Source organism: Castellaniella sp., assembly GCF_034675905.1.
Taxonomy (GTDB): domain Bacteria; phylum Pseudomonadota; class Gammaproteobacteria; order Burkholderiales; family Burkholderiaceae_B; genus Castellaniella.
On sequence record NZ_JAUCCV010000010.1, the window covers coordinates 856266 to 878757 of the forward strand.

Consider the following 22492-nt stretch of genomic DNA (forward strand, 5'->3'; position numbering starts at 1 on the left):
CCGTTTTACGACCACAATAGCGCGGATCATACGAGGGGGCACCGCACCATGCAAGTCGTCACACCTTGGCAAGCAGCTGAAAGCCCGGTCTGGTGGCGTCAAAACCTGGCCTGGGGCGCCGGTCTGTTGGCCGTTCTGTTAGCCGGTTCAGCGTTGGTGTCCTGGGTGGCCGCCAACTGGCCGCAGATGGCGCCACAGGCCCGTTTGGCGCTGGTTCAGGGGGCGTTGGCACTGACCGTATTGCTGGCTGCCGGCCTGGCCTGGCGCGACAGTCGCTGGGCGGGTTTGCTGACGGGCGTGGCGGCCTTGGGGGTCGGCGGCTTGCTGGCGCTCCTGGGTCAAATATATCAAACCGGTGCAGATCGCTGGCAATTGTTCCTGTTGTGGGCGGCCTTGATCACGCCTTGGCTGCTGCTGATGCCTTCGGTGTTGTTGGCGTTGTTGTGGGCGGCGCTGCTGAATCTCAGCCTTTGGCTAGCCGCCGATGGGTGGACGACGCTGCATCGATGGGCATGGGTGGATGACGGGGCGATGGTCGCCGCCTGTCTGTTGGTGGTCTTGAACGCCGGATTGCTCGGGTTGGCGGAATGCCTGCATCACCGCCTGCGCGACTCCTGGCGTCTGGTCCGCCGGGTTCTGGCCGTGGCGGTACTGGGGTGGGCGTTCATCGCCGTCGTGCAGGGGCTGTGGCTGGGCCCGCGTCTGGCTGCTGCGCCGGGCCTGTTGGCGGGGTTGGCGCCGGTCGCCGTGCTCTATGGCGTGTACGCGTATGGGCGGCGGGACTTGGCGGTGGTGGCCCTGTCCCTGCTGGCCGGTATCGGGATGGTCGGGGTCTGGTGGCTGCAGATGCTGGATTCCATCAGCGGCGTACTGGGCTTGAGCCTGCTGCTGTTGGTGTTGACGCTGTTGGCGCTGCGGCATGTGATGCATCTGTGGCGCTCCACGGGCGGATCGGCGGCGGGGCCGGCCGCCGCCGATCCGGATCTGGACAGAAGCGCGATGGCGCCCTGGTACCTGACGGTGCTGCGGGTGGGGGCTATGACGCCGGTGCTGCTGTTGCTGGGGGTCTGGGTGGCGGTCAGTTTCGAGCTGGATTCGGCGGCGGACGCCTTGGTGGCCGGTGTGTTGTTGATGCTGCCGGGCTTGCTGGCGGAACGCATGACAATCCGTGACCTCTGGCGAGAAGTCGGCGCCGTGCTGGTCGTGTTGGGCCTTTTGCTGTGTGCAGGCGGCGCGGTGCTCCTGGTCGATGAGGGAGGAGACCGGGTGACGAGCCTGCTGGCGTTGACGGCAGTGGGCAGTGCGGCCTATCTCTTCACCCGGCAGTCTGCCGTGCGACTGGTGGCGGCGATGCTGGTGCTGGGGATCGGATTCTGGCTGACCGGCCCGGATGCCGACGCCGTCGCCTGGCCGTCGGATGCGTCGGGGATCGAAGCGTCGCAGCTGGCTTGGCGTCTGTGGGGGTTTCTGGCGGCGGGGACGGGTTTGTGGATCTGGTCGGTGCGGGCATCGCACCGGACCGTCTGGCGTCCCCTGGCGTGGGCCCTGATGGCCATGGCGGCAGGCGTGGCGCTGTTGATCGCGCAGGCTATGCCTGCGCCTGCCTGGAGATGGCCCTGGTTCGGCCAGGCCGCCATGTTCCTGTGCGCGTTACTGCCGGGCCTGCTGTTGGCCGCCGGGATGGCGGCAGTCCGCCCCGCTTTGCCTGCCGGCTTGCGGGTGGGGGCGCCGCTGGCCTGTTGCGTCGCCGGCTTGGGCTGGGTGAATGTACCCGTTCTGTCGGTGGCGCTGGTCTGGCTGGTGCTGGGCCGCCTGACCGGGGGGCGGATTTTACAGGTGCTGTCCGTCCCCTTGGGCATGCTGGGACTGCTGCTCCATTACCTGGACATGCAGGCGGGCAGCCTGCTGACCAAGGCGGCGGTCCTGGGAGTGACAGCTGCCTGGCTGGCAGCGCTGGCCGTGTGCCTGGTCGTGCGGCATCGGCAATCGGTTCCTCGTTCCAGTGGTGTGCGGCGGCGCCGCTTGCCGGCGGGAGTGCTGGCGGGCGGGCTGCTGGTGCTGGGATTGGCGCAGACGCAGGTTCAGCACTACGAAACCATCCTGTCTCAGGGGCGGCAGGTGGTATTGGCCCTGGCCCCGGTGGATCCCCGGTCATTGATGCAAGGCGACTACATGGTGCTCGACTATGCCGTGCGCCGTGCGGCGCACAATTGGTTGCGGATATCGACCGCTGACGAGCAAGCAGTGAGCGCTGCGGGCCGTGGTTGGCTGCTGTTGCAGCGTGACGATCAAGGCGTCTGGCAGCTGCAGGGGGTTGCGGCAACGCTGCCGCCGCCGACGCCGGATGCCGTTGCCTTGACCTTTCGCTGGCGCAAGGGGCGTGCGGATTTTGGGGCGGACAACTGGTTCTTTGCCGAAGGCCAGGGGGAACGGTTTGCCAAGGCCAAGTATGGCGTGCTGCGGGTTGCTGCAGATGGCACTGCTTTGCTGGCGGGCTTGCTGGATGAATCGCAGCAGCCTTTGTGATCAGGCGGATCGGATGTCAGGCAAAGCGCTGCGCCCATTGCGCGGTCGCCAGCGGCCAGAAAGCGTCGACCCGGGTGGCTGGCAGGGTTGCGAAGCCCAGAGCGCTCCAGGCCTGCTGCAAGGCGTCCAGCGGCCGTTCCAGGTCCAGAGCGGGGGCGTGGTTCTGCTTGGACAGTTTGCGTCCCTGCCGGTCGAGCACCAGTGGCACATGCAGGACGCGCGGGCAGGGCAGGCCCAGCGCACGCGCCAGCTGTCGCTGCCGGGCGGTGGAGTCCAGCAGATCGATACCGCGCACCACATCGGTGACGCCCTGCTGGCCGTCATCCACGACCACGGTCAATTGATACGCCCATAGGCCGTCCGTGCGGCGGATGATGAAGTCGCCCACCTCTCGGGCGACATCCTGGGATTGCATGCCCATCCAACGGTCTTGAAAGCGCTCTATGCCGGGCTCGACCAGGAAACGCCAGGCCGGTGTCCGGCGGTGTTGCGCCTGTGCCGCGTCCAGAGGCGGGCGGAGCGATATGTGCGGCGGGTTTCCAGGTGGCGGGCGGCAGGTGCCGGGATAGGGGCCGTCGGGCAGTTCACGCCGGGTGCAGCGGCAGGTGTAGATGCGTCCCGCCGCCCGCAGCGGTGCGCAGGCTTGTTCGTAGAGGGCATGGCGCCGGGTTTGCCAGACGGGCGGCTCATCCCAGTGCATGCCCAGCGCCTGCAACTGGTGCAGGATGGTCTGGTCTGCGCCCGGCACGGTGCGCGGTTCGTCGATGTCTTCGATGCGCAGCAGCCAGCAGCCGTGATGGGCGCGGGCGTCCAGGTAGCTGGCCAGGGCTGCCGCCAAGGATCCTGCGTGTAGCGGACCGCTGGGGCTGGGGGCGAAGCGCCCCCGGTAGCCGTGAGAGGCAGAGGCGGCGTGTGTCGGTGGCATGGACAGCGGCCTGCGTCTGCCTAGTGTGAGAGCCGGCCTTCGTCGTCGGTCAGCAGTTCTTCGAATACCAGGTGATCGACTTCGGCCTCCTGGCTCCAGAGCACCATCAGCGCCAGCACCTTGATTTCGGCCAGGGACAGCGGGAAATGATCCGCGGCCTGGGCGGCCTCGATCAGGATTTCCCGCAGGGCTGGCGGCAGGCTGTCGGAGTGTTCCAGGAAGCTGATGAAGCCGATGGCTTCGGTGCCCAGCGCGGCGTATTCCTCGTCGGTATAGATGCGGGCGGCGCGGGGTTGCGCGTCGTCGTGCTGGATCGCCAGCGGCAAGCAGCGTTCTGTGGTGCTGGCCAGGCCGCGCAGCCAGTTCAGCGCATCGTCGATGTCTTCGTGTTCGAACCCGACGGCCGCCAGCTTGCTGGCCAGGATCTCGGCGCGCGGGCAAGCCTGGGGCGTGTAGTAGTTTTCAAACAGATAGACCAGAATGTCGTACATGGCGGTGGGCAAGGCAAGGTTCTTTGATAGTGTACTTGGCTTGCGGCGGCATGGCGTGCGTGCTGCTAAAGACCTGTTGCCAGACGACGTAAAGAGTCATGAAGGGTCTATGCGCTTGCGCCAGGAGATGCCGCCATGAATATCATTGGTACTTTGCGATCCGCTGCCGATGCTGAGTCTGCTGCGAACCGCCTGACGGCGCGGGGTCAGGGTGACGGGCCGGCGTACCTGAGCCCGCCGTCTTCCGATTCGGATGTCTCCCCCGTGGGGAAAATCCTGTCGCAGATGACGGAAAAGGCGGGGGACTTCCAGGACATAGAAGACAGCAATCTTCCCGAGGCCATCAAGAGCTTCCTGAAAATCATCCGCAAGCTGCAGCAGGAACTGGCCGAACTGTATCAAAAACTGCAGGCCATCCAGGCGGATTCGCGTCTGGATCCAGAGGCCAAGAAGCAGCAGACGGCCCAGTTGCAGTCGCAGATCTCGCAGATCAACGGGGCCGTGTCGGCCATGACGCACAAGCTGGCCGATCTGATCCGGGAATTGAAACTGGATTCGGCTCAGTCCATGAAGGTCGCTTCGCTGCTGGCACGCTGAATGCGCAGCAATGCGGCAGCCTGTCGTGCAAGCCGCCGTTATTTTTCAGATGCTTCCAGCGCAATCAGCGTGACGCCTTCCATCACCTGGTCCCCTGCCGCGTAGAACACATCCTGCACGGTTCCGTCGTGGGGGGCTTCGATGGTGTGCTCCATTTTCATGGCCTCCATGACGACCAGGGGCTGACCCTGGCGCACACTGTCGCCGATGGCGACGGCGACAGACAGGATCTTGCCGGGCATGGGGGCGGTCAGGCCGCCGCCGGTGTCGTCGATCCGGCCGGTCGCCAGGGCGATCGGATCCTGCCAGTCCAGGGTGTAGCGCTGGCCATCGGTGAAGACGTCCAGGCGCAGACCTTTCAGATAGATCTCGCCGCGGTATTCCGCGTCGCCCAGCCGCACGCGCAGATGCCGGGGGTGTTGTGCGTCCGCCTGCCAATGAAAGGGCCGGCCATCGGCGTCGCCGATGCGCAAACGCCAGTCTGCGCCTTGGCGTTGCATCTGTACTGCATAGGCGCCTTGCGTGTCCTGCAGCATCAGCAGGCGTTCATAGGCGCCGCCTACGCGCCAGCCGTCCGCCTGCTGCCATGGGGCGGCGGCGTCCGGGTTGGTCGGGCCGGACCCGTGCAGGCCGCTGTGCTGCTGCACGGCAGCCGCTGCCAGCGCCAGGACGCCGTCCGGCACGGCCTGGGCGGGCGGGAACAGACGCGCGTGTTCGCGGGGGATCAGGCCGGTATCCAGGTCTGCCGCCACAAAGGCGGGATCGTCCATCAGCCGCCCCAGAAAGGCGATGTTGGTGTGCAGGCCGGTCGCCCGCACGGCGCCCAGGGCATGCAGCATGCGCTTGCGCGCCTGTTCGCGGTCTTGACCGTGCACGATCAGCTTGGCGATCATGGGGTCGTAGTAGGGCGTGATGGTGTCGCCTTCGCGCACGCCGCCGTCGACCCGCACGGGGCCGGTTTGAAAGCCGACGTGGGCCGGCCATTGCAGCACGTCCAGATGGCCGATGCTGGGCAGGAAGTCCTTGTCGGGATTTTCAGCGTAGATGCGGGCTTCGATGGCGTGGCCCTGGATGTGCAGCTGGTCCTGGCGCAGGGGCAGGGGTTCGCCGGCGGCCACGCGCAATTGCCATTCGACCAGGTCCTGGCCGGTGATGGCTTCGGTGACGGGATGTTCGACCTGCAGCCGGGTGTTCATTTCCATGAAGTAGAAGCGCCCGTCCGGTTCGGCGATGAATTCCACCGTGCCTGCGCCTACGTAGCCTACCGCCTGGGCGGCGGCCACGGCGGCCTGGCCCATGGCGGCGCGCCGTTCGGCGGTCATGCCGGGCGCGGGGGCTTCCTCGATGACTTTCTGAAAACGCCGCTGCACGGAACAATCGCGTTCGAACAGATGGACGCAGTGTCCGTGGGTATCGGCAAAGATCTGGATTTCGATGTGGCGCGGCTTTTGCAGATAGCGCTCGATCAGCACCAGCGGATTGCCGAAGCTGCTGGCTGCTTCGCGCTGGCAGGACGCCAGGGCGGCAGCGAACTCACCGTCCGATTCGACGATGCGCATGCCCTTGCCGCCGCCGCCGGCGCTGGCTTTGATCAGGATCGGATAGCCGATGGCGCGCGCCTGCTCCTGCAGGAAATCGGTTTCCTGGCGGTCCCCGTAGTAGCCGGGGACCAGGGGCACATCGGCGCCGGCCATCAAGGTCTTGGCGGCTGATTTGCTGCCCATGGCGGCGATGGATGCAGCAGGCGGGCCGATGAATGCCAGCCCTGCCTCTGCGCAGGCCTGGGCGAATTCAGCGTTTTCCGATAGAAAACCATAGCCTGGGTGGATGGCCTGGGCGCCGGTGCGCAGGGCGGCGTCCAGGATGGCATCGGCCCGCAGATAGCTGGATCTGGGCTCGGGGCCGCCGATGGGGACGGCCAGGTCGCAGGCCAGCACATGGCGGGCCTGTGCGTCGGCGTCGGAATAGACCGCCACGGTGCGGATGCCCAGGCGGCGGGCGGTGGCGGCGATGCGGCAGGCGATTTCGCCCCGGTTGGCAATCAGGAGAGAGTCGAACATGGCGGCGGTGATCCTTACATTCTGAACACGCCAAAGCGCGTGGCTTCGGCTGGGGCGTGACGAGCGGCAGCCAGGCCCAGGCCCAGCACCCGCCGCGTATCGGACGGGGCGATGATGCCGTCGTCCCAGAGCCGCGCCGTGGAATAGTAGGGGTGGCCTTCGTGTTCGTACTGCTCGCGGATGGGCGCCTTGAAGGCGGCTTCTTCGTCAGCGGACCATTGCCCGCCCTTGCGCTCGATGCTGTCGCGGCGCACGGTGGCCAGCACGCTGGCGGCCTGTTCGCCGCCCATGACGGAAATGCGGGCGTTGGGCCACAGGAACAGCAGTCGGGGGCTGAAGGCGCGCCCGCACATGCCGTAGTTGCCGGCGCCGAAAGAGCCGCCGATCAGCACCGTGAATTTCGGCACGGCGGCGGTGGAGACCGCCGTCACCATTTTTGCGCCGTGACGGGCGATGCCTTCGTTTTCGTATTTGCGTCCCACCATGAAGCCGCTGATGTTCTGCAGGAACACCAGGGGGATGTTGCGCTGGCAGCATAGTTCGATGAAGTGCGTGCCTTTTTGCGCAGCTTCGGAAAACAGGATGCCGTTGTTGGCGATGATGCCCACCGGCATGCCGTAGATGGTTGCGAATCCGGTCACCAGCGTCGTGCCGAAACGCGCCTTGAATTCCTCGAATGCCGAGCCGTCCACGATGCGGGCGATGATTTCGCGCACGTCGTAGGGTTTGCGCGTGTCTTGCGGGATGATGCCGTCCAGCTCTGCCGGGTCGTGCAGGGGTTCGGACCAGGCGCCGGGGGCGGGTGGCGCCGGGCGGTTCAGCCGCGCCACCGCGTCACGGGCCAGGCGCAGGGCATGGGTATCGTCTTCGGCCAGGTGATCGGCCACACCGGACAGGCGCGTGTGCACATCGCCGCCGCCCAGGTCTTCGGCGGATACTTCTTCCCCGGTGGCGGCCTTCACCAGGGGCGGACCGCCCAGAAAGATCGTGCCCTGGTTGCGCACGATGATGGACTCGTCGCTCATGGCCGGCACGTAAGCGCCGCCGGCCGTGCACGAGCCCATCACCACCGCCAGCTGGGCGATGCCCAGGGATGACATCACCGCCTGGTTGTAGAAGATGCGCCCGAAATGGTCGCGGTCGGGAAAGACCTCGTCCTGATTGGGCAGGTTGGCGCCGCCCGAGTCCACCAGGTAGACGCAGGGCAGATGATTCTGTTGGGCGATTTCCTGCGCCCGCAGGTGTTTTTTGACGGTCAGGGGATAGTAGGTGCCGCCTTTGACCGTGGCATCGTTGCAGACGATGACGCATTCGGTGCCGCTGATGCGCCCGATGCCGGTGATCAGGCCTGCCCCCGGAGAGGCATTGTCGTAGATGTCGTGCGCGGCCAGCGGCGATAGTTCCAGAAAGGGGGTGCCGGGATCCAGCAGACGTTCCACCCGTTCGCGGGGCAGCAGCTTGCCGCGCGCCAGATGCCGGGCGCGGGCGGATTCGCTGCCGCCTTGCCCGGTGCGGGCGATCTGTTGGTGCAGATCGTCGATCAGGGCGCGCATGGCGCGGGCGTTGTCCTGGAATTCCTGTGATCGTGGATTGACGCGGGATTCAATGACCGGCATGAAGTTTCCTGGAAAAGAGGATCAGGTCGCTGATGCTGCGTCGGGGTGGCCGGCGCAGCGCGGCAGGCAGGTCGGCGGCGGATGACCGCCGGCCTGCGAGGACAGTGAAGGCGTTAGAGCATCTCGATGGCCAGGGCGACGGCTTCGCCGCCGCCGATGCACAGGGATGCGATACCGCGCTTGCCGCCGGTCTTGCGCAGCGCGCCGATCAGCGTGGTCAGCAGGCGTGCGCCCGAGGCCCCGATGGGGTGGCCCAGGGCCGTGGCGCCGCCGTGGATATTGACCCGGTCATGCGGCAGGTTCAGTTCCTTCATGGCGGCCATGGTGACCACGGCAAAGGCCTCGTTGATCTCGTACAGATCAACGTCTTCCGCCTTCCAGCCGGTCTTGGCCAGCAGTTTCTGGATGGCGCCCACCGGCGCGGTGGTGAACCACTGGGGTTCCTGGGCATGCTGGGTGTGGGCCACGATGCGGGCCAGGGGCTTGGCGCCCAGTTCCTGGGCCTTGGACGCGCGCATCACCACCAGCGCCGAGGCGCCGTCGGAAATGGACGAAGAATTGGCCGCCGTCACGGTGCCATCCTTCTTGAAGGCCGGCTTCAGGGTGGGGATTTTTTCCGGCATGGCCTTGAAAGGCGCCTCGTCGGTATCGACCACCGTGTCGCCCTTGCGGCCGGGGATCGTGACAGGCGTGATTTCCCATTTGAAGCTGCCGTCTTCGGATGCCTGGCGGGCGCGTTTCAGGGATTCCAGGGAAAAGGCGTCCTGATCTTCGCGGGTGAAATGGTATTTCGAGACGCAGTCCTCGGCGAACACGCCCATGGCCGTGCCGCGCTGGTAGGCGTCTTCCAGACCGTCCAGAGCCATATGGTCGTAGACCGTGGAATGCCCGTAGCGGTAGCCTTGGCGACCGCGCAGCAACAGATAGGGGGCGTTGCTCATGCTTTCCTGGCCGCCGGCGACCACCACGTCGGCCGATTCGGCCTTGATGATGTCATGGGCCAGCATGACGGCCTTCAGGCCCGATCCGCAGACCTTGTGCAAGGTGCTGCAGGGCACGCTTTTGGGCAGGCCGGCGCCGATGGCCGCCTGACGGGCCGGGGCCTGGCCCTGGCCTGCCTGCAGCACGTTGCCCATGATGACTTCCTGGATGGCTTCGCCCGCGATGCCGGCGCGTTCGACGGCGGCGCGGATGGCGATGGCGCCCAGTTCGTGGGCGGACAGGCCGGACAGGCTGCCCATCATGCTGCCCATGGGCGTGCGGACGGCAGAGACGATGACGATGGAATCAGGCATGGAGTGCTCCTGGTGATGGCTGCGGCGCCGCTTCCGGGCTGGAAGCGGCGGGTTTAGGGGGCTGCAGACGCCGGCTGGGGTCGTAGGGGAAGATGTCTTCGATACGGCCCTGAGATGCGCGGCTGCGGCAGTCTTGCCACCATTGTGCATCCAGTAGCGCTGCATGGTGTTTCAGGAAGGCTGCCCGGACCCTGGTGTCGCCCAGCAGGAAGTGGGCGAACTCTTCGGGAAAGACGTCGTTGGCGCCCACGGGATACCAGGGCTCGCCGGATAGTTCGGCCTCTTCGTTGGGGGCGGGCGGGATGCGGCGGAACTGCATTTCCGTCATGCGCTGGATTTCGTCGTAGTCGTAGAACACCACGCGCCCCAGACGGGTGACGCCGAAGTTCTTGTACAGCATGTCGCCCGGGAAGATATTGGCGGTTGCCAGTTCGCGGATCGCCTGGCCGTACTGCCGCACGGCGGACTCCAGGGCTGCGTCGGACGCCCCGGCCAGAAAGATGTTCAGCGGCGTCATGCGCCGTTCGATATAGACGTGCTTCAGCACCACCAGATCGTCGGTTTCTTCGAGCAGGCTGGGAACTTCGGCGCGCAGACCCGCCAGCAGGCGCGCGGAAAAGCGGCTGCGCGGCAGGGCGACTTGGGAATATTCCCAGGTGTCGGCCATGCGGCCTACGCGGTCATGTTTTTTCACCATCTGGTATTTGCGCCGCACGGTGGGCTCGTCCATGCCTTCTTTGGCGATGCGGTCGCGGATCAGCTTGAAAACGTAGGGGTAGGACGGTTGATTGAACACCGTCATCACCATGCCCTGGATGCCGGGGGCGTAATCGAAATTGTCGCGTGAATGCGCCAGATGGTGCAGGAAGTCGCGGTAGAACAGGGTCTTGCCCTGTTTCTGCAGGCCGATGGTGGTGTAGATCTCGGCCTTGGGCTTGCGCGGAAACAGCGACGACAGGAACTCCACGTAGGCGGCCGGCGCCTCCATGTCCACCAGAAAATACGCCCGGGTAAAGCTGAACAGGGTGCTCAGATCGTCGCTGGTGTGCAGCAACGCGTCCAGCTGGATGTGGCCGGAGGGCGTATGCAGCAGCGCGATGGCAAAGGGGTGGATGGCTGTCTGGTTGATCAGGCGACCGACGATATAGGCGCCCTTGTTGCGGAAGAACAGGGTGTTCAGGACCTGGATCTGGCAGTCGGGCGCCAGGCGCTTGCCCAGGCCGCGCGGCAGGGTGTTGCGCAGGTGGCGCAGCCCCATGCGAGCCAGTCGGCGGGCGTCGGCGGGCAGGTCCTGGTAGGGTGCTGCCAAGCCGAAATCGGCCGCCAGGCGCACCAGGCAGGGCAGCAGGCCTTCGGTCAAGGGGTAATAGGATCGGTAGGTGGACAGGGCGCCGTCGATGTATTCGGTCGCCACCGCCGGGCGTACGAACAGGAAGTCATTGTTGAAATAATTGCGATGCAGGATGCGGCAGGACACCGAATTGAAGAAGGTTTCCGCGCATTCGGGCTGCAAGTGGCTGGACAGCAGGCCGATGTAGTTGGCCTTGGCGGCTTGCCAGAATTCCAGCTGTTCGGCGGTCAGGGCGGTGTCGGGGGCGGTCTGCGCCGGCGTCGTGCCGCGCAGCGCCTGGCCCAGGGTGGTGGCGCATTCGCGCACCCGCGTGTCATAGTATTCGATGCGTTCGCGCGACAGCTGCTGGATGCCGTGCCAGTCGCCGGATTCGAATAGCGCCTTGGCCCGCTGGGCGCTGTAGCGAAACAACGAGTAGTGGCGGTCGAAGCCGGCCAGGATGATGCGGGCGACCGCATCCGGGGATTGGCCCCGGGGCGTGACCGGTTCGATGTGCTGGTGATCGCCGTCGCTGCGCATGCTGTCAGGCCGTTTCGTTGAACAGTTCGCGGCCGATCAGCATGCGGCGGATTTCACTGGTGCCGGCGCCGATCTCGTACAGTTTCGCGTCGCGCCACAGGCGACCGGTGGGATTGTCGTTGATGTAGCCGTTGCCCCCCAGAATCTGGATACCTTCGCCGGCCATCCAGGTGGCTTTTTCAGCGCAGTACAGGATGACGCCGGCGCAGTCCTTGCGCACCTGACGCACGTGTTGTGCGCCCAGGCGGTCCAGGTTTTTGCCCACGGTATAGCAGAATGCGCGGCTGGCCTGCAGCGTGGTGTACAGATCGGCCAGCTTGCCCTGGATCAGCTGGAATTCGCCGATGGCCTGGCCGAATTGCTGGCGTTCGTGCACGTAGGGTACGACCACGTCCATGACGGCCTGCATGATGCCCAGCGGGCCGCCTGCCAGCACGGCGCGTTCGTAGTCCAGACCGCTCATCAGCACGCGTACCCCGCCGTTGACCTCGCCCAGCACGTTGTCAGCCGGGACTTCGCAGTCCTGGAAGACGAGTTCGCCCGTATGCGAGCCGCGCATGCCTAATTTGTCCAGCTTTTGCGCCACGGAAAAACCGGGAAAAGATTTTTCGATGATGAAGGCGGTGATGCCGTGCTGGCGGGCCTGGGGGTCGGTCTTGGCGTAGACCACCAAGGTATCGGCGTCCGGCCCGTTGGTGATCCACATTTTCGTGCCGTTCAGGATGTAGCGGTCACCGCGCTTTTCGGCGCGCAGCCGCATGCTGACGACGTCGGAGCCGGCGCCGGACTCGCTCATGGCCAGAGCGCCGATCTGTTCTCCCGACAGCAGGCCGGGCAGGTATTTGCGTTTCTGGGCTTCGGTGCCGTTGCGGTGGATCTGGTTGACGCACAGATTCGAGTGCGCCCCGTAGGACAGCGCGATCGAGGCGCTGGCGCGCGAGATTTCTTCCATGGCGATCATGTGCGCCAGGTAGCCCAGATTGGCCCCGCCATAGGTGTCGGCCACCGTGACGCCCAGCAGGCCCAGGTCGCCGAATTTACGCCAGAGGTCCATGGGGAACTGATCGTCGCGGTCGGCGGCAGCGGCGCGAGGCGCGATTTCCGCCTGCGCGAATTCGCGCACGGCATCGCGCAGCATGTCCAGGTCAGAGCCCAGATCGAAGTTCAGGCCGGGTAGATCCATGGAGTGTCTCCTAGGTGAGAGGCTGGTCAGATGCAGCTTGGGAGGATTGGGTAGACGCACTGGCGCCGTTGCGCCGGTCGCGTAGCAGCGCCTGGCAGTCCGCCTGCTGGCGGCGGATTTCCTTCAGGGTTTCATCCAGGTCGCAGCGCTGCTGTTCCAGTTTCTGGCGGTGGCTGTCCAGCACGTCGGCATAGTGCTGCAGCTGGGCGGTCGTGCTGCCATGATGGCGGTCGTACAGGTCGATCAGGGTGACGATTTCCGCTAGTTGCAGGCCCAGACGGCGGCCCCGCAGCGCCAGTTTCAGGCGGGCGCGGTCACGCGACGCATAGACGCGGTTGCGCCCGGCGCGGCTGGGGCTGACGATGCCCTGATCCTCGTAGAAACGGATCGTGCGCGGCGTGACGTCGAATTCCCGGGCAAGCTCGGAAATGGTCCAGGTGGCTTGGCTCATGAGGACCGCTGATGAAGATTCAGGAAGGTTTTATTATGCATGCAGTTTACGTTAACGTAAAGATCAGACTCTGACATAATACGGAAAACACTGGATCAGCCGGATACAAAGGAGACGCGGCATGAATCTGCAGGAACAGGAACTGCAATACCCCTGGGATCAGACCCTGCCCGAACCCGGCCATGCCCTGGCCGTAGCCGATGGCGTGCGCTGGATCCGCATGCCGCTGCCCTTTGCGCTGGATCACATCAATCTGTGGCTGTTGCGTGACCGCATCGGCGGCCGGGACGGCTGGACGGTAGTGGATTGCGGCATCGACCGCAGCGAGGTCCGTGAGACCTGGGAAACCGCCTTTGACCAGGCGCTGGATGGCTTGCCGGTGTTGCGCGTGATCGTCACGCACATGCATCCCGATCATGTCGGGTTGGCGCATTGGCTGTGCGAACGCTGGCAGGCGCCGCTGTGGATGTCCATGACCGACTACGCCCTGGCCCGTTTGTGGGCTGGCGCCGCCGTGGCGGATACCGCCCAGGAAGGCAGCGGTCCGGCCGGGGATAGCGCCGCCCGGCACTTTGCCCGTCATGGCCTGACGGATCCCGATGCCCAGACCTTGATTCGCAAACGCCACGATTATTACGCCCGTCTGGTGCCGGACGTGCCCAAGCGCTTTCATCGGCTGATGCACGGTCAGGATGTGCAGATCGGCGGCCGCCCCTGGCGCGTGATCGTCGGCTACGGCCACGCGCCGGAACACGTGTCCCTATGGAGCCCGACGCTGGGCGTGCTGATCTCCGGCGACATGGTGCTGCCGCGCATTTCCACCAATGTCAGCGTCTTCGATCTGGAACCCGAGGCCAATCCCCTGCCGCTGTACCTGGATTCCCTGAAGGCCTACGACAGCCTGCCGGCCGATGCCCTGGTGCTGCCCTCGCATGGCCGCCCCTTCCGGGGTCTGCATCGACGCATCGCCCAGCAGCAGACCCACCATGCCGAACGCCTGGTGGAAGTCCTGACCGCCTGTGCGCAGCCTCAAAGCGCCCATGATCTGCTGCCGGTGCTGTTTCATCGCCAGCTGGATCTGCACCAGCTGGGTTTCGCCATGGGTGAATCCATCGCGCATTTGCACGCCCTATACTTTCGAGGCGACCTGACCCGCACCCTGGATGCCGATGGGGTATACCGTTTTCAGCGGGTCTGATCCGACGCTTTACCCATTCTTGACGACACAGGATACGAACCATGACCAGCGCCGCGAACGGCCACGCCGACGACCGCATCGACACCTTGCTTCAGCACATCGGCCAGGCGCCGCTGGACCCTGTCACAGGGTCTGGGCCGGTCGCCCTGCCGTCGATGCGCACCAGCACGGTGCGGTTCGCCTCCATGGATCTGCTGGACCGCGCCCAGGATGCCAAGCAGCGCGGCGAACGCGCGCCCACCTATGGCCGGGTCGGCCTGCAGACGCACGAGGCCATGGAAACCCTGCTGTGCAGTCTGGAAGGCGGTCAACGGGCCTTTCTGGCGCCGTCCGGCATGGCGGCCATCAGCATGGCGCTGATGGCGTGTCTCAGCCAGGGCGATCATGCGCTGGTGGTCGATTGCGTCTATGGGCCGGTGCGCTATCTGCACAAGACCATCCTGGCGCGCATGGGCGTCGCCATGGACTTCGTGCGCCCCGATCTGGCCAGCCTGCAGGCGGCCCTGCGCCCCGAAACCCAGGTCCTGTATCTGGAATCCCCGGGCTCCCTGCTGATGGAGATGCTGGACCTGCCCGCCTTGTCGCGTTGGGCGCATGATCATGGCCTGACAGTGATCGCCGACAACACCTGGGGATCGGGCTACATCTATCGGCCGCTGGCCTTGGGGGCGGATATTTCCGTGATTGCCGCGACCAAATACATCGGCGGGCATTCCGACCTGATGCTGGGCGCGGCGGTAGCCAGCGATCCGGCGCTGATCCGCAAGCTGCATGAAACCCACTATGCCTTGGGCAATACGGTCAGCGCCGATGACGCCTGGCTGGCCCTGCGCGGCGCTCGCACCCTGGGTCTGCGCATGCGGGGCTGTGGCGAGCATGCGTTGACGGTGTGTGAATGGCTGGCGGCCCAGCCCCAGGTCTCCCGGATTTTCTTTCCCGCCTGGCCGCAGGACCCGGGGCATGCGCTATGGCAACGCGATGCCAGCGGGTCCAACGGCCTGCTGGCCGTGGCGGTCGATTTCACGGAACCGCAAGTGCGCCGCGTGATCGATGGCCTGCGCCTGTTTGGCATCGGCTATTCCTGGGGCGGCTACGAAAGCCTGGTGACGCAGGTGGAGCCGTCCGCCCTGGTTTCGCATGCCTACTGGGCGTCGGTGGCGGACGAGCGCATGAAAGCCGGCACGGTGCTGCGGCTGCATATCGGGTTGGAAGACCCGGCGGATCTGATCGCCGACCTGGCGCAGGCGTTTGCAGCAGCCGGCTGATTAAAAGCAGCCGCTTACTTCTGCCCCGCCAGCAACTGTTTCACCAGCTTGTCGGCCTCGTCGATCGCGCCTTGATAGCTGCCCGTATGCGACGGCGACGTCACATACCGGCCGCCGATGGCCAGCGACGGCGTTCCGTCGATACGATAGGCCTTTGCCAGTTCGTCGGCGCGCGTGATCTTCGTCTGCACCCCGAACGAATTGAAGGCATCCGTGAACGCCTTGCGATCCACGCCTTGGGCGGCTACCCAGGCGATGATGTCGTCCGCCTTGAACAGCTGCTTGTTGTCTTCGTGGATCGCCTTGAACACCGCGTCATGCAGGTCCATCCGGTCGACCGCTTCCAGCGCGTAGTACAGCTTTTGTTGGTCTTTCATGCTGGCATTGAAGGCGACGGGCACGCCCTTGAATGCCACCGTGTCCGGCAGCGTCTGGCGCCATTTCACCACCAGCGGCTCGATTTTGGCGCAGTGCGGGCAGGTATAGGAGAAAAACTCCAAGACCTCGATCTTGCCCGGGGTGTCGGAGGGCTGTACCGGGTCCAGGGTGTCGAAGGAAGCGGCGTGAGCAGGCGACAGGGCCAGTGCGGCCATGCCTAGCAGCAGACCGGAAGCGAAACGGGAAAACAAGGCGGTCATGATGGTGCAACTCCAAAAAATCTACAGGGACTGTGATCTTGGATCACTATAACCAGATCAGGTTCCCTGCTATGTGAATCCGTGACCTGGCTGGATGTACAGTGCGGGCCTCAGGGGCGGATGACGGAGGACTCGATCTTCTCGTCGCCCAGCTTGGTGCGAGCGCGGTTCATGTCGTCGATGCCCTTGAAGGGACCGACCCGCACCCGGTTGATGGCGGCGCCGTTCGATTCCCCTGCCTCAATGCGTACCGGCAGGCCCAGCAGCACTACGCGGGCCAGCATCGCCTGGGCCTCAGTGTTCGAGCGGAACGCGCCCGTCTGCAGGAAATAGGTGGTCTGGGTGTTGGCGGCGGGCTTGTTGGGCGGCGGTGCAGGCGGCGGGATGGGCAGACCGGCAACCGGTTTGGCGCTGGTCTCGGCCGGGACGGGCGCCTTGACGGCAGGCGGCGTCGGCGCCTTGGCGGCCGGCTGATCCAGTCCGGCGATGATCTGGCCGATGGCGTCGGACAGCGGGTTTTCCGGTTGGCCCGGTTCGGGGGCGGCGCCTGGCGGATTGATGGCGCTGCCGCCTTGCGCCGGCGCGCGGGTGCCGGCAGGACCGTCCTTGCCGTACAGGGCGATGTTCGGGTCGGGGGCGTTCTTCACGTCCGGCAGCAAGGTGGTCGGTGTGTCGCGGCTGGCCTTGTCCTTGAAGGGCATGGGCGCTTGGGTGACGAACAGCGCGACCGCCACGGCGGCGGCCACGCCCAGCACCATGCCCAGCACCAGGCCGAACCAGGCGCTGCCCGAGGTTTTTTTCTTGCGTGTGGCCATGAGGCTTACATCCGTTCGGGGGCGCTGACCCCCAGCAAGCCCAGGCCATTGGCGATGACCTGGGCGGTAGCCCGTGCCAGACGCAGGCGGGCGGCGCCCAGCGCGGGGTCGTCCACCAGAATGCGTTCAGCGTTGTACCAGGCGTGGAAATCAGCGGCGCAGTCGCGCAGCCAGAAAGCCAGTTGGTGCGGGGCCAGTTCGTGGGCGGCCTGCGTCAGCACGGCGGGATATTCGGCCAGGCGCTGCAGCAGGGTGATTTCGGTGGGGGCCGTCAGCAAGGACGGGTCGGCGGACTGCGCCTGTTGCGCCGTATCATGCTGGCGCAGCAGCGAATGGATGCGCGCATGCGCATACTGGATGTAATAGACCGGGTTTTCCTCGCTGTGCGACAGGGCCAGATCGATGTCGAAGACGAATTCCGAGTCCGCCCGGCGCTGCGCCAGGAAGAAGCGCACGGCGTCGCGCCCCACCCAGTCGATCAGGTCGCGCAGCGTGACATAGCTGCCGGCCCGTTTGGAGATTTTGACCTCGGCGCCGTCGCGCATCACGCGCACCATCTTGTGCAGCACATACGCCGGATAATCCGCCGGGATGCCCAGGTTCAGGCCCTGCAGACCGGCGCGTACGCGGGCGATCGTGCCGTGGTGATCAGTGCCCTGGATGTTGATGGCCTGATGAAAGCCGCGTTCCCATTTGGCGACGTGGTAGGCCACGTCCGGCACGAAATAGGTGTAGCCGCCTTCGGATTTGCGCATGACGCGGTCTTTATCGTCGCCGGTGCCCAGTTCGGTGGTGCGCAGCCACAGGGCGCCGCCCTGTTCGTAGGTGTGGCCGGCGTCGATCAAGGCCTGCACGGTGCGGTCCACTCGGCCGCTGGTATACAGCGAGCTTTCCAGGTAGTACCGGTCGAAGCGCAGATCGAAGGCCTGCAGATCCAGGTCCTGTTCGCGACGCAGATAGGCGACGGCAAAGCGGCGGATCGCGTCCAGATCGTCCAGATCGCCGCTGGCCTGGATGGGCTCGCCATCGCTGGCCTGCACCGTGGCGCGGGCCAGGTAGTCGCGGGCGATATCCAGGATGTATTCGCCCTTGTAGCCGTCTTCGGGAAAGGCGGCGTCCTCGGGTTCGACACCCCGGGCGCGGGCCTGCACGCTGATCGCCAGATTGTGGATCTGGTTGCCGGCGTCGTTGTAATAGAACTCGCGCGCGACCTGGGCGCCTTGGGTGGCGAACAGGCGGCAGATCGAATCCCCCAGCGCCGCTTGGCGGGCGTGGCCCACGTGCAGCGGCCCCGTCGGGTTGGCGGATACGAATTCGACCAGGATGCGTTCGTCCTGGGCAGGGCGGTGGCCGTAGCGCTCGCCCTGCGACTGGATGACGTCCAGCACGGCCTGGTGCGCGGCGTTGGACAAGCGGAAATTGATGAAGCCGGGGCCGGCGACCTCGGCCTGGGCGATCAGGTCGCCGGCGCCCGGCTGAGCCAGGACGGCATCGACGATGGCCTGGGCCAGTTCGCGCGGGTTGCGGCGGGCGCTGCGGGCCGCCTGCATGGCGATGTTGCAGGCCACGTCGCCATGCGCGGCGACCTTGGGGCGTTCCAGGGTGATGTCCAGCGCATGGTCCGGGATCAGGGAGTCCAGGGCGGTGCGCAAGAGGGAAGTAAGCTGGGCGGTTTGCTGTGGCAGCATGACGGAATGATGAACGGTGACGGCGGCGTCCAGCGTGTTTTGCACGTGTCGCCGCCAAAGATATCCCGAAATGATAGCCCGATTTCAGGGCCTTCGTGCCGGGGCGGCCTGTTCCACCCTGGGGGCGGCTCGACTCGGGCCCGGGGTTCAGCGCATCCCCGGCATCCCCAGTTGCGACTCTAGCCAGGCGCCGTAGCCCTGCATGTCCACCTGGCCCACGACATTGCCGGCATTCAGTTCCCAGTGGCTGATCCGTTGGATGAAGGTTTCAAACTGTTGGCGCTGGGCCGTTCCCAGCTGGGCATCGGCGCCTTGCGGGCCTCGTGATCGGGTGTCTGCGTCTTGCAGATTGCGATCACCCGCCAGCAGGCGTTGCGCGGGACTGCGTTCGTCATGCAGCCAGGGGCGTGTGATTTGCTGCTCTTCGGGCGCCAGCGCCTTCATGGGCGCCAGTGCGGCCAGTGCCTGCCAGCGCATCCAGTTCAGAGCGACATCCGACAGGTCGCCGTCCGTTTGATCCGGGCCGTCGTTGTCCCGCAACAGGCCGCCGCCGATGTCGGCGTGAGCGCCGATGAAGGGGGCTTCCACGGTATTGGTCGATGCGCCTGCTCGGGCCGCGACCAGAGGAAATGTGTGGCGCAGTTCGTGCAGAGCCACGGCGTGCGCCACCCAGCTCCAGGCGCCATCGATGGATAGATCGAACCCGGCGTTGGCAGCGCCCAGCAGCCCGAATTGGGCCACGGTATCGAACAGGCCCAGAAAGCGCAGGTCCACACATAAGCCGATCGTGCCGCGCAAGGGATCGTCGTAGGAAAACCAGCCGTTGCGGGTCTGGCGGGCAATGCGATTGGCAAAATCCCGTGCCAGGGCGGCGCCCCGTGAATACCCCAGAATGTCGATGGGGACGGGCGCGGCGGCCCCTTGCGCCCGCTGCAGGGCGTTCATCAGCGACTGCCATTGGTTGCGCAGAATCTGGCCGCTGCTGGCGGCGGTGACTGCGTCCCAGTCCAGGTACAGATTGTTGCCGGGACCGGCGTGGTAATAGACCGGGCCGTCGTCGTAGGCCTGGGACAGCCGCCAGACATTGCTCTGGTTGGCGCGGCCATAGCGGGTGCCGTCGAAGGCCAGCAGGATCAGGCCCAGCGGATCGGTATGGCGTAACGGTTGCTGGGCGGCATAACCCAGTGCTTGCTGTCCCGGAACCGGCCCCAGGGGGTCCGGCTCCAGATAGTGGCCGCGCTGCGGCAGATAGGTGCGAAAGACATTGTCATGCCACCCCGTGAACGGATCTTCGTCCTGTCCCGGCCAACGCAGCGGCAGGGACAGGTCGCCGGACACGCTGGCCCGGCCCAGGATGTCGTAGGCGGCGGACCAGCGGATGGCGCGCGTCTCGTCCGTTATCAGCACCGGGGCGCCCAGCAGATCGGCATGGATGAAGAACAGGCGGGTGCGGCCTTGGGCGTCGGTGCGCAGCAGGCCGACAGGGACATCCTGAGCATAGAGATAGCGTTCGCTGACGCCAAAGCGCGGCGCTGTCTGACCAGGGGCTGCCGTTGGACGGATCCAGCGCGCCGCCAGGCGGTTATCCAGGTAATAGCGTTCGATCTCCTGTGCGCCGGACCGCTGGCGGATCTGCTGGCCCCGGGCGTTGTAGGTGTAGCGGACCAGCACATGATCGCCTTGGCGGACATCGGCCAGACGCTGTTGCGCCTGGTATCGCAGGGTGCGGCTGCCCACCCGCAGCGGCAGACCGGCAGCGTCGCGTTGGATAACGGACAGGCGTTGCGTTGCCCCGCCAGGCGCTGCTGCGCCGGCGGATGGGCTGTCGGAAGGGCTGTCGGGAGGGCTGCGATTGATCAGGCGGCCATCGTCGGCCCAGGCCAGCCAGTGCCGGACTGCTTTGATTGCGGGGCCGGCGGATGCCTGGATGCCGATCAGTCTCCCCTGGGAATCATAGGCATAGCGGTGCTGCGTCCGGCGGTTCACGTTCAGTCGGTGCTGCTGCAGAATCTGCCCATGGTCGTCGTATTGGCGGTGCTCGCCCCAGAGCACCTGCTCGTCCAGCGTCAGCATCGAGCGATCAGCGCGCCCCTGCGGATCTGTGCCCGTTTGCAACTGCAGCCCGTTGCCGTAGCGATAGCCGGCTAGGCCCGTCACGGTTTCAATGACCGGGCGCCGTGAACCGTCAGGGGATTCCCAGGTGAGACCTGCCAGCCGCTTGTCAGTCGACCAGGCGTAGTGCAAGGCCCCGCCTTCCGGCAGATCGTGGCGCAGCAGGCGGCCGGCGTGGTCATAGGCAAAGGTTTCCCGGTATCGCAAGGGGCCGGATGCATGGGGCCGCAGCACGGTGCGGACCAGCACACGTCCATCAGGATCATGATCCAGGGATTCGGTTTCATCGGGGTGTTCCAGACGCCGCAGGCGCGGTCCGCGCCAATACAGTGTCACGGGAATGTCCGGCCTTTCCGGCGCTCGTATAGCGCAGGCTGACGGGGCGTCCTGCGCCATCCCGCTGCAGCGCCAGGGCGTCCCCATTGGCGGCCGTCAGCGCTTGCAGGCGGCCTTGGGCGTCATGACGTAGCTGGGTGCGGCCCGTCAGTGTGCTGCTCCAGGCGCTGCGGCGTTCCTTGTGCATCGTATTCCATCCGCAGGCCGGGCCAGCCGCCTTGTATCTGGCTTAGGCTTTGGATGCGGCCATCCCGGTCGCGTTGGATCTGCAGGCGATCGATAGCGCTCAAGCGACCCTGTTCATCTCGCGTCACGGTGGCGGATCTGTCAGGGGGATACTGCAGCGCCAGGCGGCCTGTGCTTTGCTCGGGCGGCCCGGGAATGGCGTGCGTGACCCGGCCTTGAGCATCGTAGGCCCAGCTGCGTATCCGCTGATCTTGCCCGGTGCGGCTGTGCAGCGTGACGCCCGTGATGGCGGCCGCATGACCGGCCTGTCGCTCAGGTTCATAGTGGTAGCGGCGCTGCATGCCGTCCGGGCGCGTGACGGCGCGCAAGCGGTGCAGGCCTGCGGGGGGCGCGTCTGCGCCAGGGATCGAAGCGCGGGGCAGAACATCGTATTCATAGAGAAAGGTTCCCAGCGGGGTGTCCAGCGACCGCATCAGGGGGCCGGGGCCGGGCGGGCCGTAATGCGGTGTCAGGCGCTGCGCCCCTTGCTGAATGCGGGAAATCAGGCCCTGATAGGGGCCGTCGGGGTGATAGTCGATCTGCGTGGCGGGTTGTCCGGTCCGGCTGATGGCGCGCAGGCGGCCCTGGGAATCGAAGCCCAGGCGGTGTCCATCCTGGCCGATCCAGCGATGGGTGATGCCGTCCTCGAGCATGGTTTCTGCACCGGTCGCGGGCGAGCGTATCGGCTGCGCCGAGACGACGTGGATGCGGCCGTTGCCTGCTTGTGCCGGATGGCCTTGCGTGTCGTACTGCGCGATCCGGCCATCGGCCAGTTGCAGCCGCCAGCCTCGCGGGCTGTGGTGCAGCGTGACGTCATAATCGCTGGTCCAGCCTGCGCCCAGCGGGCCGGCCTGGGTGGAGCTGGATCGGTACAGGCGGACAAAGCCGGGGCTGTCTCCTTTCAGGGCGGCGGGCAGGTCGATATCCCGCAGGAATTTTTCCCCCGTGGCCCGATGAATGGGGTTGCTGATGCCGGTATCCAGGTCCGGTTCGCGGGCGGGGCCCAGGGTCGATCCGGCGCCGCAGGGCGAGGACAGGCCGGGGGTGCCCGAGGGCGCCCGGCAGCTGAGATCGGCGCGTGTGTCCGCTACGCCGGGACCCAGGCACAACAGGCTGATCAGCAGCCACGGCCCCCAGGCCGGCTGTCGTCGAGGGAACGCCGGAAAGCGGCGACGGATGCGGGTTTCGGACATGGTTCGGC

18 protein-coding genes are annotated in these 22492 nt (G+C 65.9%); 5 read left to right on the plus strand and 13 right to left on the minus strand.

Annotated elements, in window-relative coordinates; all coding sequences use genetic code 11:
• Positions 1 to 48 precede the first annotated feature (48 nt).
• Positions 49 to 2526 (plus strand): GDYXXLXY domain-containing protein, encoded by a 2478-nt coding sequence (locus VDP79_RS14340; protein WP_323018836.1) that lies wholly within the window; start codon positions 49 to 51, stop codon positions 2524 to 2526.
• 16 nt (positions 2527 to 2542) lie between these two features.
• On the opposite strand, the gene gluQRS is transcribed toward VDP79_RS14340, so the two are convergent.
• Both gluQRS and VDP79_RS14350 read right to left on the minus strand, forming a co-directional pair.
• Complete coding sequence (gluQRS, locus tag VDP79_RS14345) at positions 2543 to 3451, minus strand: tRNA glutamyl-Q(34) synthetase GluQRS (protein ID WP_323018837.1); 909 nt, start codon at positions 3449 to 3451, stop codon at positions 2543 to 2545.
• A 20-nt stretch (positions 3452 to 3471) separates the two neighbouring features.
• Positions 3472 to 3942 carry a DUF494 domain-containing protein gene (locus VDP79_RS14350; protein ID WP_323018971.1) on the minus strand — a complete coding sequence of 157 codons (471 nt, stop codon included), beginning with the start codon at positions 3940 to 3942 and terminating at the stop codon, positions 3472 to 3474.
• Positions 3943 to 4077: 135 nt separating this feature from the next.
• Between VDP79_RS14350 and VDP79_RS14355 the strand changes: the two genes are divergently transcribed.
• The gene (locus VDP79_RS14355) at positions 4078 to 4539 is read left to right on the plus strand and encodes a hypothetical protein (protein ID WP_323018838.1); all 462 of its coding nucleotides are present in this window, start codon (positions 4078 to 4080) and stop codon (positions 4537 to 4539) included.
• 38 nt (positions 4540 to 4577) lie between these two features.
• Here VDP79_RS14355 and VDP79_RS14360 read toward each other — a convergent pair whose 3' ends face one another.
• The 6 genes from VDP79_RS14360 to VDP79_RS14385 form a co-directional block, all read right to left on the minus strand.
• Positions 4578 to 6599, minus strand: a complete 2022-nt coding sequence (locus VDP79_RS14360) for an acetyl/propionyl/methylcrotonyl-CoA carboxylase subunit alpha (protein ID WP_323018839.1) — start codon at positions 6597 to 6599, stop codon at positions 4578 to 4580.
• A gap of 14 nt (positions 6600 to 6613) precedes the next feature.
• The gene (locus VDP79_RS14365; RefSeq protein WP_323018840.1) at positions 6614 to 8215 is read right to left on the minus strand and encodes a carboxyl transferase domain-containing protein; all 1602 of its coding nucleotides are present in this window, start codon (positions 8213 to 8215) and stop codon (positions 6614 to 6616) included.
• A gap of 113 nt (positions 8216 to 8328) precedes the next feature.
• On the minus strand, positions 8329 to 9510 hold the full coding sequence (locus VDP79_RS14370) for an acetyl-CoA C-acyltransferase (protein WP_323018841.1): 1182 nt from the start codon (positions 9508 to 9510) through the stop codon (positions 8329 to 8331).
• A complete protein-coding gene (gene aceK / locus VDP79_RS14375; protein ID WP_323018842.1) occupies positions 9503 to 11380 on the minus strand; it encodes a bifunctional isocitrate dehydrogenase kinase/phosphatase in 1878 nt (625 codons plus the stop codon). Before aceK ends, VDP79_RS14370 begins: the two co-directional genes overlap by 8 nt.
• A 4-nt stretch (positions 11381 to 11384) precedes the next feature.
• Positions 11385 to 12563 (minus strand): isovaleryl-CoA dehydrogenase, encoded by a 1179-nt coding sequence (locus tag VDP79_RS14380; protein WP_323018843.1) that lies wholly within the window; start codon positions 12561 to 12563, stop codon positions 11385 to 11387.
• 10 nt (positions 12564 to 12573) lie between these two features.
• Positions 12574 to 13014 carry a MerR family DNA-binding transcriptional regulator gene (locus tag VDP79_RS14385; protein ID WP_323018844.1) on the minus strand — a complete coding sequence of 147 codons (441 nt, stop codon included), beginning with the start codon at positions 13012 to 13014 and terminating at the stop codon, positions 12574 to 12576.
• A gap of 121 nt (positions 13015 to 13135) precedes the next feature.
• On the opposite strand from VDP79_RS14385, the gene VDP79_RS14390 reads away from it, so the two are divergent.
• Both VDP79_RS14390 and VDP79_RS14395 read left to right on the plus strand, forming a co-directional pair.
• Positions 13136 to 14212: an MBL fold metallo-hydrolase gene (locus VDP79_RS14390; protein WP_323018845.1), complete on the plus strand. Its 1077-nt coding sequence runs from the start codon at positions 13136 to 13138 to the stop codon at positions 14210 to 14212.
• 41 nt (positions 14213 to 14253) lie between these two features.
• Positions 14254 to 15477 (plus strand): PLP-dependent aspartate aminotransferase family protein, encoded by a 1224-nt coding sequence (locus VDP79_RS14395; protein WP_323018846.1) that lies wholly within the window; start codon positions 14254 to 14256, stop codon positions 15475 to 15477.
• Positions 15478 to 15491: 14 nt separating this feature from the next.
• Here VDP79_RS14395 and VDP79_RS14400 read toward each other — a convergent pair whose 3' ends face one another.
• The 4 genes from VDP79_RS14400 to VDP79_RS14415 all read right to left on the minus strand — a co-directional run bounded on the left by VDP79_RS14400 (position 15492) and on the right by VDP79_RS14415 (position 21066).
• Positions 15492 to 16115 carry a thiol:disulfide interchange protein DsbA/DsbL gene (locus VDP79_RS14400; RefSeq protein ID WP_323018847.1) on the minus strand — a complete coding sequence of 208 codons (624 nt, stop codon included), beginning with the start codon at positions 16113 to 16115 and terminating at the stop codon, positions 15492 to 15494.
• A 110-nt stretch (positions 16116 to 16225) separates the two neighbouring features.
• A complete protein-coding gene (locus tag VDP79_RS14405; RefSeq protein ID WP_323018848.1) occupies positions 16226 to 16930 on the minus strand; it encodes an SPOR domain-containing protein in 705 nt (234 codons plus the stop codon).
• 5 nt (positions 16931 to 16935) lie between these two features.
• On the minus strand, positions 16936 to 18618 hold the full coding sequence (gene argS / locus VDP79_RS14410) for an arginine--tRNA ligase (RefSeq protein ID WP_323018972.1): 1683 nt from the start codon (positions 18616 to 18618) through the stop codon (positions 16936 to 16938).
• A gap of 147 nt (positions 18619 to 18765) precedes the next feature.
• Positions 18766 to 21066, minus strand: a complete 2301-nt coding sequence (locus VDP79_RS14415; protein ID WP_323018849.1) for a phospholipase effector Tle1 domain-containing protein — start codon at positions 21064 to 21066, stop codon at positions 18766 to 18768.
• Between the two features lie 4 nt (positions 21067 to 21070).
• Between VDP79_RS14415 and VDP79_RS14420 the strand changes: the two genes are divergently transcribed.
• The gene (locus VDP79_RS14420; protein ID WP_323018850.1) at positions 21071 to 21199 is read left to right on the plus strand and encodes a hypothetical protein; all 129 of its coding nucleotides are present in this window, start codon (positions 21071 to 21073) and stop codon (positions 21197 to 21199) included.
• Here the strand turns inward: VDP79_RS14420 and VDP79_RS14425 are convergent.
• Positions 21189 to 22484, minus strand: coding sequence for a DUF6531 domain-containing protein (locus VDP79_RS14425; RefSeq protein ID WP_323018851.1), 1296 nt, complete (start codon positions 22482 to 22484; stop codon positions 21189 to 21191). The genes VDP79_RS14420 and VDP79_RS14425 overlap by 11 nt on opposite strands.
• Positions 22485 to 22492: the final 8 nt, after the last annotated feature.